We start from the raw sequence: 13328 nt of genomic DNA, 5'->3' as shown, positions 1-13328 counted from the left end.
ATTCGGCTCGACCGGGCCGCGCGGATCGCACGAATCGCGTGGCTCACGCGGCTCACGCGGCTCGCTCGGCTCGCTCGGGTCACGAGGCTCACGCAGTGCACGCGGCTGGCGGCCGGCGCCCGGTGGTCCCGCGAAGGCCTGGGCTATGTCCAGCCAGCGGTCGGCGGACGCGCCCTCCGCGTGCAGCGCGAGGTCCGCGCGGTGGGCGCGCTGGGTGACGAGGAGGCAGAAGTCGAGCGCGGGCCCGGTCACGCGCTGGGCGGCGTCCGCCGGGCCGTACGCCCACACCTCCCCCGTCACGGGCGAGGTCAGCTCGACCCGGAACTCCTCACGCGGCGCGCTCTCCCCTCGTACGGCGAACGCGAAGTCCCGCGCCCGCACGCCGATCCGCGCCACGTGCCGCAGCCTGTCGGTCGGAGCGCGCGGCACGCCGAGCGCGTCCGCCACGTCCTGGCCGTGCGCCCAGGTCTCCATGAGCCGCGCGCTCGCCATGGACGGCACGGCCATCGGCGGCCCGTACCAGGGCAGACGCGTCCCGGCGGGGGCCTCGCCGAGGACCCGCCCCAACTCGCCGCGCCCGGCCCGCCAGCGGGCGAGCAGTTCGGCGGGCGGCAGCGCGGCCCCCTCCTCGGCGCCCTCGTCGACGAACGAGCCGGGAGCCGCGACCGCCTTCTCGACCTCGGCGGCGAAGGCCTCCGGGTCGGTGGCGGCGAGCAGTGCGGCCCGGTCGGTCCAGGCGAGGTGGGCGATCTGGTGGGCGATCGTCCAGCCGGGCGCGGGCGTCGCGAGGGCCCAGCGGTCCTCGCTCAACTCCGCGACGAGCCGGTCGAGTTCCTCGCTCTCGCCGCGCAGGTCGTCGAGCACGGACAGGACATCGGACGCGTCGGACACGGAACGCTCCCCTCGGGGGACGGCGGTGTGCCTGGAGCATGGCAGCGCGCATAGAAACAAGCAAGCGTGCTTGCATGAGTTTGAGGGGCGGTGGCGGTGGCTTGACCTTGACACCGTGACAAGGTCTTCACTGTGCCGAGGAGGTGATCTCAGTGATCCCGATGGTCATGCCGGAGCAGGACCCGGAACAGGACACGCTTCGCGCTCTGCGGGGACTGGAGGACAGCCGCTCGTCCGTGCGGCTGCGCGCGGCGCTCGCGGTCGGCACGTCCCCCGACCCGCGGTTCATCGACAAGCTCATCGAGCGTTGCGCGACCGAACCCGAGTTCTACGTACGCGAGATGCTGACCTGGGCGCTCACCCGCCACCCGGCGTCGACGACGGTCCCGGCGCTTCTCCGCCAGGTGCGCTCGGAGCGTGCGCAGGCGCGGGGCCAGGCGCTGCACACACTGTCCAAGATCGGCGACCGCCGGGCGTGGCCGGCGATCACACCGGCGCTGCTGTCCGACGCGGATGACGAGGTGGCGCGGAGCGCCTGGCGGGCGGCGGTCGCGCTCGTACCCGACGGTGAAGAGCCCGGGTTGGCCACGGCACTGGCGACACAGCTCGGGCGCGGCGGACGGGAGACGCAGCTGAGCCTCAGCCGGGCGCTGATCGCACTCGGCGAGGTGATCCTGCCGGCTCTGCGCGCCGCGACGAGGACGACGGGGACGCCGGGGACGCCGGGGACGACGAGTACGGTGAGTACGACGGGGCCCGATCCTCGCGTGCGCACGCACGCGCTCGCCACGGAACGGCTGCTGCGCGACCCGGACGCCGGGTTCGAGTTCGCCGTCGAGGAGGCGAAGCGCGTCGTCGCCCTCGGCGGGACCGGCCAGGAGGGCGGAAGGGGCCAGGAGGGGTGAGCGGCCGTGCTGATCGGTGAGGTGGCTCGGCGGTCCGGGGTCAGCGCCCGCATGCTCCGGCATTACGACTCGCTCGGCCTGGTGCGGCCGACGGGCCGCACCGGCGGCGGCTACCGCGAGTACTCCGACGACGACCTCCTGCGGATCTTCCACATCGAGAGCCTGCGGTCCCTGGGAATGTCGCTGCGTGACGTCGGGCGCGCGCTCGACGACCCCGGCTTCGCACCCTCGGAGCTGGTCGACGACCTCATCCGCCGGACGCGGGAACGCATCGCGGACGAGACGGAACTGCTCACCCGGCTCCGTCGGATCGACGCGGCGGAACCCTCTGGCTGGGAGGACGTCCTCCAGACCGTCGCCCTCCTCCAGGCGCTGGGGTCCAAGAGCGCCGCGAAGCGCCAGCGCGCGGCCCTGTCCTCGGGCGAAGAGGTTCCGGTGCCGGTGGAAGCACTGGTCCAGGCGGCGCTGAGCGAGACGGACACGAACGTCGCCGGAGCCCTGCGGTGGGCTCTGGCGCGATCCGGCGACGGCGGATGGGCGTTGCTGGCGGAGGGCCTCGCCTCACCGGCGCCCGAGGTGCGCGAACGCGCCGTCCAGTCCCTCGCCGAGATCACGGACGCCGAGGCGACCGCACTGCTGCGGGGCGCCCTCGCCAACCCCGACATCGTGGTCCGCAGGTACGCGGCTCTGGCGCTCGGGGCGCGTGGGGTGGCCGAGGCGATCCCTACGCTCATCGACATGGTGGCCGAGGAGGCCAATGACGTCGACGCGGCCGACGCGTTGAGCGCCCTGGCGAGCTGTCCTGCGCTGGCGGATCAGATCGCCGCCGGACTCGTCGACCGCCTCGCGCAGGGCGACGGAGCCGGACCGTCTGCGCTGTCTGGGTTGGCTGCGCTGTCTGCGCCCTCCGTGCGTCGACGGCTGGCGCAGGCGCTCGCGGACATCCCGGGAGCCACGGCGTCACGCGCCCTCGCGGACCTCTCCCAGGACGAGGACCGTGGCGTCGCGCTCACCGCCGCGTACGTTCTCGGGATACGCGGCGCGCGGTGACCGCTCACGCCTCACCACTCACCGTCTTCCTGCCCCGCCCCACCTGCGTCCGCACCGCGCCCATGCTCGCCACGATGACCAGGGAGACCGCCAGCGCCTCCGCCAGGGACAGGGCCTGGCTGAGTACGAGGAACCCGGCGAGGGAGGCGATGGCCGGTTCCAGGCTCATCAGGACCGCGAAGGTGTGCGAGGGGAGCCGCCGCAGCGCGAGGAGTTCGAGGGTGTAGGGCAGCACGGACGACATGACGGCGACCACCGCGCCCAGCGCCAGCGTGCCGGGATCGACGAGCTTCGGCCCGGACTCGGCGATCCCGAGCGGCAGGAACAGCACCGCCGCGACCACCATCGCCAGCGCGAGCCCGTCGGCCTGCGGGAAGCGCCGCCCGGTGCGCGCGCTGAAGACGATGTACGCGGCCCACATCGCGCCCGCCCCGAGCGCGTAGGCGACACCGACCGGGTCGAGGCCGCTGAAGCCGCCCCCTCCGCCGAGCAGGAACACGCCGCAGAGCGCGAGCCCGGCCCAGATCAGGTTCACCGCGCGGCGCGAGGCGATGACGGAGAGCGCGAGCGGTCCGAGGACTTCGAGGGTGACGGCGGCGCCCATGGGGATGCGGGCCAGGGCCTGGTAGAAGAGGCCGTTCATCGCGGCCATGGCCACGCCGAAGGCGACGACCGTGCCCCAGTCGGCGCGGGAGTGCCCGCGCACCTTCGGCCGGCAGACGGCGAGCAGCACGAGCGCGGCGAAGGCGAGCCGCAGCGTCACGATGCCGAGTGCCCCCACTCGCGGCATCACGCTGACCGCCACCGCGCCGCCGAACTGTACGGAGATGCCGCCCGCGAGGACGAGTCCGACCGGCCCGAACCGGGCGCGGAGGCCTTGGGTGGGCCGGGGAGCCTGGGCGGCTTGGGCGACCTCGGTGGCCTGGGTGGCCTGGGTGGCTTGCGCGGCCCGGTCGGCCCCGTGGGCAGGGGCCGCCGGTGCCGCCTGATCGCTGTGCGAGACGTTCACGCCTGAGCCTTCCTGCCGTTGTCGCCGCTCACGGTAGTTCAGTGTTCTGGACTCCGCCGTACACAGTAATGGACCAGGGCAGGATTGCGGAAATACCGAATGGGCGGCGGTTATGCGCCGCGTACATGACCCCGTTCCGCTTCCAGCGCCCCCAGCGCCTCCGCGAGCACCTCCGCCAGATGCCGCCCCCGCACCCCCGCCAGCTGCCCCAGCTGGGTCCGGCAGGAGAAACCGTCGGCCAGCACCACCGCGTCGCCCGGCGCCTGTCGTACCGAGGGCAGCAGCTGCTCCTCGGCGCAGGCCGCCGACACCTCGTAATGCCCCCGCTCGAACCCGAAGTTCCCGGCCAGCCCGCAGCACCCGCCGCTCAGCTCGCCCGCCAGCCCCGCCTTCGCCCGCAGCCGCCGCTCCGCCTCGTCGCCGAGTACCGCGTGCTGATGGCAGTGCGTCTGGCCGACCGCCGGGCGCCCGACGTGTGGCGGTCGCCAGTGCGGGGCCAGTTCCTCCAGGGTCTGCGCGAAGGTCCGGACGGACGCGGCGAGGCGGTGGGCACGCGGGTCGTCGCCCAGCAGTTCGACGAGGTCCGTCCTGAGGGCCGCCGCGCAGCTCGGCTCCAGGACGACGACCGGTACACCCGCCTCCAGCAGCGGTTCCACGCGGTCCAGCGTGGCGCGCAGCACCGCGCGAGCCCGCTCCAGCTGCCCCGTCGAGACGTACGTGAGCCCACAGCACACGCCCGTCGGCGGCAGCTCGACGGTCAGCCCGGCCGCCTCCAGGACCCGTACCGCGGCCCTGCCCACGGACGGCGAGAGATGCTCGGTGAAGGTGTCCGGCCAGAGCACGACCCGCGGCATGCCGCCCTGCGACCTCGGCCCCGGCTTCGGCGTCGGCCCCGAACCCGACTCCGACTCCGGCCTTCCGCGCCACCACTGCCGCAACGTCCGCGGCGCCACCGGCGGAATCGACCGCTCCGGTGCGATCCCGCCGAGCCGCTTGGCGACGGCCGCCAAGGGGCCGACCCGGGCGAGGGCGTTCACCACCCGGGCCGTACGCGTCACGGCGACCGCCCGCAGCCAGCGCGGCAGCCACCCCATCGCGTAATGGGCGGCGGGCCTGCGGCGGCCTTCGTAGTGATGGTGCAGGAACTCCGCCTTGTACGTGGCCATGTCGACGCCCACCGGGCAGTCCGAACGGCAGCCCTTGCAGGACAGACAGAGGTCGAGCGCGTCCCTGACCTCCGTGGAACGCCAGCCGTCCGTCACCACCTCGCCCGCCAGCATCTCGTGCAGCAGGCGCGCCCGCCCGCGCGTGGAGTGCTCCTCCTCGCCAGTCACCCGGAACGACGGGCACATGACCCCACTGGGCGAGGACGGTGTCGCCGTACGGCATTTGGCGACCCCCACGCACCGCCTGACCGCCGCCGAGAAGTCACCGCCGTCGTGGGGGTAGCCGAAGGCGACGTCGACGGGCTCGCGCGGCAGGGGCGCGAAGCGCAGGTTCGCGTCGAGGGGCGCGGGCCGTACCAGCATGCCCGGATTGAGCAGGCCCGCCGGGTCCCATACGTCCTTCACGCGCTCGAAGAGGCGTACGAGTTCGGGCCCGTACATCTTCGGCAGCAGCTCCGCGCGGGCCTGCCCGTCACCGTGCTCGCCGGACAGCGAACCGCCGTGCGCCACGACCACGTCCGCCAGCTCCTCCGAGAAGCGGCGGAAACGGGCCACACCCTCGGGGCCGAGCAGGTCGAAGTCGATGCGTACGTGGATGCAGCCGTCCCCGAAGTGTCCGTACGGGGTGCCGCGCAGCCCGTGTCCGGTGAGCAGCGCCCTGAAGTCCCGCAGATAGGCGCCGAGGCGGGCCGGGGGCACCGCGCAGTCCTCCCACCCCGGCCACGCCTCTCCCCCGTCGTCCGGCATACGCGTGGCCGTCCCGCTGGCGTCCTCCCGTACCCGCCACAGCGCCCGCTGGCGCGCCGGGTCGTCGACGACCACGGCGTCGAGGACGTCGGCCGCGCGCACGATCGTCTCGGCACGCGCGCGTGCCTCGGCCGGGTCCGCGCCGCCCGTCTCGACGAAGAGCCACGCCCCGCCCCTGGGCAGGGAGCTTCTCTGGGGGTCGCGGCGTACGAGGTCGGCGGCCATGCCCTCCACCGTCAGCGGGCCGTACGGGAGGAGGCCGGCCGCGGCTTCGGCCGCCGCGCTCTCGTCGGCGTACCCGAGGACGGCGAGGGCGCGGGCGCGGGGCGCCTCGACGAGACGTACGACGGCTTCGGTGACGATGCCGAGGGTGCCCTCCGAACCGCAGAAGGCGCGGGTGAGGTCGACGCCGCGCTCGGGGAGCAGGGCGTCGAGGGCGTAACCGGAGATGCGGCGGGGGAGGTCGGGGAAGCCGGTGCGGAGGAGGGCCGGATCGCTGTCCGCCAGTGCGCGCAGGCCGGCGGGGGCGCCGTCCCAGCCCTGGCCGAGGCGGAGGGCATCGCCCCGGCCGCTGATGACCGACAGCTGACGGACGTTGTCGGCTGTCGTCCCCCAGGCCACCGAGTGCGATCCGCACGAGTTGTTCCCGATCATCCCGCCCAGCGTGCACCGGCTGTGCGTGGACGGATCGGGCCCGAACGTCAGGCCGTGCGGCGCCGCCGCGGCCCGCAGGTCGTCGAGGACGACCCCCGGCTGCACCACGGCCGTCCGCGCCTCCGGACCGAGGGAGACGACGCGGTTCATGCGCCGGGTGAAGTCGAGGACGACCCCGACGCCCGTCGCCTGCCCGGCGATCGAGGTGCCCGCGCCGCGCGCCACCACCGGCACCGAGCGCCGTCGGCAGACGTCCAGTACCGCCGCCACGTCGTCGGCGTCGCGCGGGGCCACCACCGCGGCGGGCACGCGGCGGTAGTTGGAGGCGTCCATCGTGTGCAGGGCCCGCGCGGTCACGGAGAGGTCCACCGCGCCGCGTACCACCGCGCGCAGGTCCCGCTCCAGGCCGCCGAGGCCGCCGAAGTCGCCGTCGAGGTCGCTCATGCGGTCCAGGATGCCCCCGCCGCGGCCCGCCGGAGGCACCCTGGGGGCACCTCGGTGCCACCCCGGAGGCACCCCGCCTCACCCGATATGTAACGATCCGGAAGGGAACATTCCCAACACGCGCACCAACTCTCCTATAGTGACCACAACTTGAGCTGAGCGTGAGACAAGCCCGAGCATGTTCGAGCAGAGTGTGTCGCTTCCGATCGAGGACCCCGATTGATGACCGCGCCAACCCCCATAGCGCGCCCCGGGACGGAGCGCCCTCCGCTGCGTCCCGCCGCGTACGTCCTGCTGGCCTGCGCCCTCGTCACCGCGGCGCTCGCCGGGACGGCCGTCGCCCTCGCGCCCGCGTCCACGCGGACCCCCCTGGCCTGGGGCGCCGGCGCCGCGGCGCTCGCGTTCAGCGCCGCCGTGACCGTCGCCTTCCACGCCCTGCGTGGGCTCGCCCTGTCACGGCGCCAGCTGGCCGCTTCCCGCCAGGAGGCCGCCCGCCTCCAGCAGGAACAGGCTCGCAGAGCCGCCGAGTTCGGCCAGGAGCACGCCCGCCTCACCGCCGAGCACGCCCGCGCGCTGGCCGAGCTGAGCGCCGAGCACACCCGGGTGCGGGAGGAGCTGACGTCCGAACGCGACCGTGTACGCACGGAACTGACCGCCGAGAACACCCGCGTGCGCGCCGAACTCACCGCCGAGAACACCCGCGTACACGCGGAGCTGACCGCCGAGAACACGCGCGTGCGGACCGAGCTGACCGAGCGCGTGCGCACCGCCGAGTCGGAGCGTGCCGCCGCGCTGGCCGCGTGCGCCAACGCGGCGGGCCGCATGCAGGCCCTGGCCACCGGCATGCTCGCCGACCTGCGTGAGATGGAGGGCAGGCACGCGGACGAGGACGTCCTCACCGACCTCCTCCACCTGGACCACAGGACCGCGCAGGCCGGCCGCATCGCCGACTCCGTGGCGGTCCTCACCGGCGCCCGCTCGGGCCGCCGCTGGGCCCGGCCCATCGTCATGGAGTCGATCCTGCGCGGCGCGATGGGCCGCATCGGCGGCTACCAGCGTGTACGCGTCCACTCGGCCAGCGAGGTCGCGGTCGCGGGCCACGCCGCCGAGGGCGTCATGCACGCGCTCGCCGAACTTCTCGACAACGCCGCGAACTTCTCTCCGCCCACCTCCGAGGTGCACGTCTACATCGAGGAGGTCGCGGCGGGCGTCATCATCTCCGTCGAGGACAGCGGCCTGGTGATGGGCCCGGTTCAGCAGCGTCGCGCGGAACGTGCCGTGTCCGGCGCGACGAGGGGCCTCGGCGGTCTCACCGGTACGCGGCTCGGCCTCGCGGTGGTCGGCAGGCTGGCCCGCAAACACGGCCTGACGGTGTCGTTCCGCCCCTCGGCGCGCGGCGGCACGGGCGTACTCCTGCTGATCCCGCAGGAACTCCTCTCCGGCCCCACGGAAACGGCCCCGTCCCCGCTCCGTGCCCTGCCACCGAGCACCCCGCAGCCTTCGCCGGCCCCGGCACCCACCGAAACCCCGGACACCCAGACGGCCCCGGTGCTCCCGGAGGCCCCGCGGGGGTCGGCGGCCTCGGCGCTCCCCGAAGCCGCGCACAACCCGGAGGTCCCGGGCCTCCCCGAAGCCGCGCAAACTCCGGAGGCCCCGGGCCACCCCGAGACCCCGCGGACTCCGACAGCCTCAGCACCCACCGAAGCCCCGCAGACTCCGGCAGCCCCGGAACTCCCCGAAGACCCGCACGCCCCAGCAGCCTCGTCACTCGCCGGAGGCCCGCAGACTCCGGCAGCCCCGGAACTCCCCGAAGACCCGCACGCCCCAGCAGCCTCGTCACTCGCCGGAGGCCCGCAGACTCCGGCAGCCCCGGAACTCCCCGAAGACCCGCACGCCCCAGCAGCCTCGTCACTCGCCGGAGGCCCGCAGACTCCGGCAGCCCCGACGCTCCCTGAAGACCCGCACACCTCGGCAGCCCCGACGCTCGCCGAAGACCCGCAGGCTCCGGCAGCCCCCACCACCCCAGTACCCGCCCAAAAGGCGCCACCCCTCACCCCGTACACCCCCGACACCGCGCCCGCGCCCGACCCCGGCCTCGACCGTGTCGACCGCGACCCCGTGCCCACCCACGAGTCCCCGGCCGCCCCCACCCCGACCCCCGTCGAGGCCCCCCTCCCCAAGCGCCCCCGCGGCCGTACCCTCGCTGCCGCCGAGCGGGCCCGGGTCGATAGTGACACCGGGGAGAATCCGCGGCCGCGTGCCGTCGACGCGGCCAGTACCGCGGCCCGTTTCAGCAGCTTCCGTCAGGCCGTTCGTGCCACTCCGCCGGATTCCTCCGGTCCGCCGAGCGGCACGGACGACCCAGCAACTCCCCAGCACCCGGAAGGCGACACCCCCCAATGACCACCGGCATCACCTCCTCCACCACCGACGAGAAGCTGACCTGGCTCCTCGTGGGGCTCCTTGAGCGCACCCCCGGCGCCCGCCACGCCCTCGTGCTCTCGCGGGACGGGCTGAAGCTGTGCCGTACCCCGGAGCTCTCCGTCGACCAGGCCGACCAGCTCGCCGCGATAGCCGCCGGCATCCAGTCCCTGTCGCACGGCGCGTCCGCCGAGTTCGGTGACGGCAGCGGCGGGGTGCGCTCGGCGATGGCCGAGTTCTACGGCGGGATCCTCTTCATCGTCGAGGCCGGCGAGGGCGCGCACCTCGCCGTCATCGCCGCCGAGGACGCCGACGCGGGCCTGGTCGGGCACACCATGAGCGAGCTGGTCGAGCAGCTCGGCGAGCACCTGCGTGCCGCGCCCCGCGCGGACGACGGCCCCGGCCCCCGCACCCGGCCCACCGCATGAGCGTGCGCCGCCCCGGCCGGGACGATTCCCCCGACCGGCTGTACACCCTCACCGGAGGCCGCAGCCGGTCGGCGCCCGACGCCCCGTTCGACCTGGTGACGCTCATCGTCGCCGAGTCCGCTCCGGTGCCCGGCATGCAGTCGGAGCACGCCGCGATCCTGCGGATGTGCGGGCTGCCGACGGCGGTCGTGGAGATCGCCGCGGAGCTGGGCCTGCCGGTGAGCATCACCCGCATCCTGCTGTCCGACCTGCTCGACGCCGGTCGGATCAGCGCCCGCCACCCCCGCTCGGGCCCCGCCCACACTCTTCCCGATTTCGAACTCCTGGAGCAGGTGCTCGTTGGACTCCGCAATCTCTGAACGCAGCGCGAACCGCGGCGCGAACCGCGGCGCGACCGGTGCCGGCCGAAGAGAGCTGACCGCGACCGCCGACAACGGTCTGAAGATCGTCGTGGTCGGCGGCTTCGGCGTCGGCAAGACGACGCTGGTCCGCTCGGTCAGCGAGATCCGTCCCCTCAACACCGAGGAGACGATGACGCAGGCCGGCAAGGGCATCGACGAGACCGGCGGCCTGGAGGGACTGCGCGACAAGACGTCCACGACGGTCGCCTTCGACTTCGGCCGCATCACCCTCGACGCGCGCAACGTCCTCTACCTCTTCGGCGCGCCCGGCCAGGAACGCTTCTGGTTCCTGTGGGACCGCCTCTTCTCCGGCACGCTCGGCGCGGTCGTCCTCGTCGACACCCGCCGCCTGGAGGACTCCTGGTACGCGATCGACCGCCTGGAACACCACGGCACGCCGTTCATCGTGGCCCGCAACGACTTCGGCGGGCCCGCGCACACCTCCGAGGAGCTGCGCGAGGCGCTCGACCTCGATCCGGGGGTGCCGCTCGTGGACTGCGACGCGCGTTCGCGCCAGTCCAGCAAGGACGTACTGATCACGCTCGTGGAGCACCTGAAGTCTTTGTACGTCGCTCAACAGAACGTCGGTCAGCAGCACGCCCCCCAGGAGAACGCCCAGTGACCTGCCCCGTGACCGGCGCCACCCCCGGCCCCGTCCCGCTCTCCGGCCCCCGCTTCGCCACCGAACCCGCGCAGCTCTACCGGGAGATGCGCCGCGACCACGGCCCCGTGGCGCCCGTGCTGCTCGACGGCGACGTGCCGGCCTGGCTGGTGCTCGGCTACCGCGAGCTGCACCAGGTCACCGGCGACCCGGTCCTGTTCAGCCGCGACTCCGACCTGTGGAACCAGTGGCCGAACATCCCCGCCGACTGGCCCCTCCTGCCGATGATCGGCCACAAGCAGCCGTCGATCCTCTACACGGTGGGCGAGCGGCACACCCGGCGCGCCGCGATGATCGCGCACGCGCTCGAAGCGGTCGACCCGTACGAGCTGAAGGCGCACGCGGAGAAGTTCGCGGACGAGCTGATCGACCAGTTCTGCGGCAAGGGCGCCACGGACATCATCGCCCAGTACGCGATGCTGCTTCCGGTGCGCGTCCTGGCCCGTATCTACGGCTTCTCCGACGAGCAGGGCCCCGGTCTCGTCACCGCCATGAACGACATGATCGACGGCCGTGAGCGGGCACTCGCGGGCCAGCAGCACCTCGCCTCCTCGATGGCGCGGCTCATCGCCGACAAGCACGGGCAGCCGGGCGCCGATGTCGCCTCGTACATGCTGGAGTCGCAGAGCGCGGAGGCCGCGGCGGCGGACGACGGCTTCAGCGACGAGGAGATCGCGCAGGACCTGATGGTGATGATGGCCGCGGGGCACCAGCCGACGGCCGACTGGATCGGCAACTCGCTGCGGCTGATGCTCACCGACGACCGTTTCGCCGCGTCCCTCTTCGGCGGCCGGCACAGCGTCGCCGAGGCGATGAACGAGGTGCTGTGGGAGGACACCCCCACGCAGAACGTCGCCGGGCGCTGGGCCTCACGCGACACCCGGCTCGGCGGGCGCCGCGTCGACGCCGGTGACCTGCTGCTGCTCGGCCTCGGCGCCGCCAACGCCGACCCGCTGGTCCGCACCGACGGTTCGGCCCTGACCGGCGGCAACAGCGCCCACTTCGCGTTCGGCCACGGCGAGCACCGCTGCCCCTTCCCCGCCCAGGAGGTCGCGGAGGTCATCGCGCGGACGGGCATCGAGGTGCTCCTGGACCGCCTGCCCGACCTCGACCTGGCCGTCCCGGCGGGGGACCTGACCCGCCGCCCGTCCCCCTGGCTGCGCGGCCTGACCGACCTGCCGGTGAGCTTCGCCCCGACCCCGACCTCAGCGTTTGGAGAGCTCAGATGACCCGCTCCGGCTCCGGCTCCGGCTGCCCCTCCGGCAGAATCGCCCTGGACCCGTTCGTCACCGACCTGGACGGGGAGAGCGCCCGACTGCTCGCGGCGGGCCCGCTCGCCGAGGTGGAGCTGCCGGGCGGGGTGCCGGTATGGGCGGTCACGCACCACGCGGAGGCCCGTCAACTCCTCACCGACAAGCGCCTGGTGAAGGACATCGGGGTATGGGGCGCGTGGCGGCGCGGCGAGATACCGGCGGACTGGCCGCTGATCGGCCTCGCGAACCCCGGGCGTTCCATGCTGACGGTGGACGGCGAGGAGCACCGCCGGATGCGGACGCTGGTCGCGCAGGCGCTGACGCCGCGCCGGGTGGAGAGGATGCGGGAGCGCATCGCGGAGCTGACGCACGGCCTGCTCGACAGGCTGCCCGCGTCGGGCTCCGAAGCGGTCGACCTGAAGGCGGAGTTCGCCTATCCGCTGCCGATGTACGTCATCAGCGACCTGATGGGCATCGACGAGACCGACCACCCGCGCCTGAAGGTCCTGTTCGACAAGTTCTTCTCCACGCAGACGCCGCCGGAGGAGGTCGTGGCGACGCTCGGCGAGCTGGCCGCGATGATGGGCAAGACCGTGGCCGCCCGCCGCGCGGAGCCGGGCGACGACCTGACGAGCGCGCTGATCGCCGCCTCCGAGGACGGCGACCACCTCACCGACGACGAGATCGTCTCCACCCTTCAGCTGATGGTCGCGGCGGGCCACGAGACGACGATCTCCCTCATCGTCAACGCCGTCGTGAACCTCTCCAGGCACCCCGAGCAGCTCGCCCTGGTCCTCTCCGGCGAGATCGGCTGGGACGCGGTGGTGGAGGAGACCCTGCGCCACTCCACCCCCACCTCCCACGTCCTGATCCGCTTCGCCGCCGAGGACGTCCCGGTGGGCGGGAAGGTGATCCCCAAGGGGGACGCGCTGATCGTCTCGTACGGCGCGATCGGCCGCGACGAGGCGGCGCACGGCCCCACGGCCGCCGAGTTCGACATCACCCGCGCGTCCGCCACGCGCCACATCTCCTTCGGCCACGGCCCGCACGTGTGCCCCGGAGCGGCGCTCTCCCGCCTGGAGGCGGGCGTGGCCCTCCCGGCCCTGTACGAACGCTTCCCGACCCTGACGCTGGCGATCCCGCACGAAAAACTCCGCAACAAGCCGGTGGTAACGCAGAACGACCTCTACGACCTGCCCGTGCGGCTAAGTTCCAGCCCCTCCGGCGCCTAAGTTCCAGCCCCTCCGGCGTTTGAGGAGCGGGGTCCGGGGCAGAGCCCCGGGGCAGAGTCTCAGCCG

General features: G+C 73.7%; 10 protein-coding genes and 1 pseudogene. 8 read left to right on the top strand and 3 right to left on the bottom strand.

Features of this window, described 5'->3' with window-relative positions:
• Positions 1–99 precede the first annotated feature (99 nt).
• Positions 100–891 (bottom strand): annotated as a pseudogene (locus ACWDZ7_RS28435) (TIGR03084 family metal-binding protein); the annotation flags it as partial.
• Between the two features lie 161 nt (positions 892–1052).
• Here ACWDZ7_RS28435 and ACWDZ7_RS28430 point away from each other — a divergent pair.
• Complete coding sequence (locus ACWDZ7_RS28430; RefSeq protein WP_451800964.1) at positions 1053–1796, top strand: HEAT repeat domain-containing protein; 744 nt, start codon at positions 1053–1055, stop codon at positions 1794–1796.
• A gap of 6 nt (positions 1797–1802) precedes the next feature.
• Positions 1803–2846 carry a HEAT repeat domain-containing protein gene (locus tag ACWDZ7_RS28425; protein ID WP_451800850.1) on the top strand — a complete coding sequence of 348 codons (1044 nt, stop codon included), beginning with the start codon at positions 1803–1805 and terminating at the stop codon, positions 2844–2846.
• Between the two features lie 4 nt (positions 2847–2850).
• On the opposite strand, the gene ACWDZ7_RS28420 is transcribed toward ACWDZ7_RS28425, so the two are convergent.
• Together ACWDZ7_RS28420 and ACWDZ7_RS28415 are read right to left on the bottom strand one after the other, a co-directional pair.
• Positions 2851–3855, bottom strand: a complete 1005-nt coding sequence (locus ACWDZ7_RS28420; RefSeq protein ID WP_451800848.1) for an EamA family transporter — start codon at positions 3853–3855, stop codon at positions 2851–2853.
• Positions 3856–3965: 110 nt separating this feature from the next.
• A complete protein-coding gene (locus ACWDZ7_RS28415; RefSeq protein WP_451800846.1) occupies positions 3966–6866 on the bottom strand; it encodes an FAD-binding and (Fe-S)-binding domain-containing protein in 2901 nt (966 codons plus the stop codon).
• A 222-nt stretch (positions 6867–7088) separates the two neighbouring features.
• On the opposite strand from ACWDZ7_RS28415, the gene ACWDZ7_RS28410 reads away from it, so the two are divergent.
• Genes ACWDZ7_RS28410 through ACWDZ7_RS28385 form a run of 6 tightly spaced genes read left to right on the top strand, consistent with a single transcriptional unit; the run spans position 7089 to position 13262 of the window.
• Positions 7089–9269 (top strand): ATP-binding protein, encoded by a 2181-nt coding sequence (locus ACWDZ7_RS28410; RefSeq protein WP_451800844.1) that lies wholly within the window; start codon positions 7089–7091, stop codon positions 9267–9269.
• Positions 9270–9277: 8 nt separating this feature from the next.
• Entirely contained in the window at positions 9278–9715 is a 438-nt protein-coding gene (locus ACWDZ7_RS28405; RefSeq protein ID WP_451800963.1) for a roadblock/LC7 domain-containing protein, read from the top strand.
• A gap of 2 nt (positions 9716–9717) precedes the next feature.
• Entirely contained in the window at positions 9718–10074 is a 357-nt protein-coding gene (locus tag ACWDZ7_RS28400) for a DUF742 domain-containing protein (RefSeq protein WP_451518751.1), read from the top strand.
• Positions 10055–10738 carry a GTP-binding protein gene (locus tag ACWDZ7_RS28395; RefSeq protein ID WP_451800843.1) on the top strand — a complete coding sequence of 228 codons (684 nt, stop codon included), beginning with the start codon at positions 10055–10057 and terminating at the stop codon, positions 10736–10738. The genes ACWDZ7_RS28400 and ACWDZ7_RS28395 overlap by 20 nt, the downstream gene beginning before the upstream one ends.
• Positions 10735–12006 carry a cytochrome P450 gene (locus tag ACWDZ7_RS28390; RefSeq protein WP_451800842.1) on the top strand — a complete coding sequence of 424 codons (1272 nt, stop codon included), beginning with the start codon at positions 10735–10737 and terminating at the stop codon, positions 12004–12006. Before ACWDZ7_RS28395 ends, ACWDZ7_RS28390 begins: the two co-directional genes overlap by 4 nt.
• Positions 12003–13262, top strand: a complete 1260-nt coding sequence (locus tag ACWDZ7_RS28385; protein ID WP_451800840.1) for a cytochrome P450 family protein — start codon at positions 12003–12005, stop codon at positions 13260–13262. Before ACWDZ7_RS28390 ends, ACWDZ7_RS28385 begins: the two co-directional genes overlap by 4 nt.
• Positions 13263–13328: the final 66 nt, after the last annotated feature.

The organism is Streptomyces sp. NPDC003032 (genome assembly GCF_053591415.1).
This window is presented reverse-complemented; position numbering and strand designations above follow the sequence as displayed.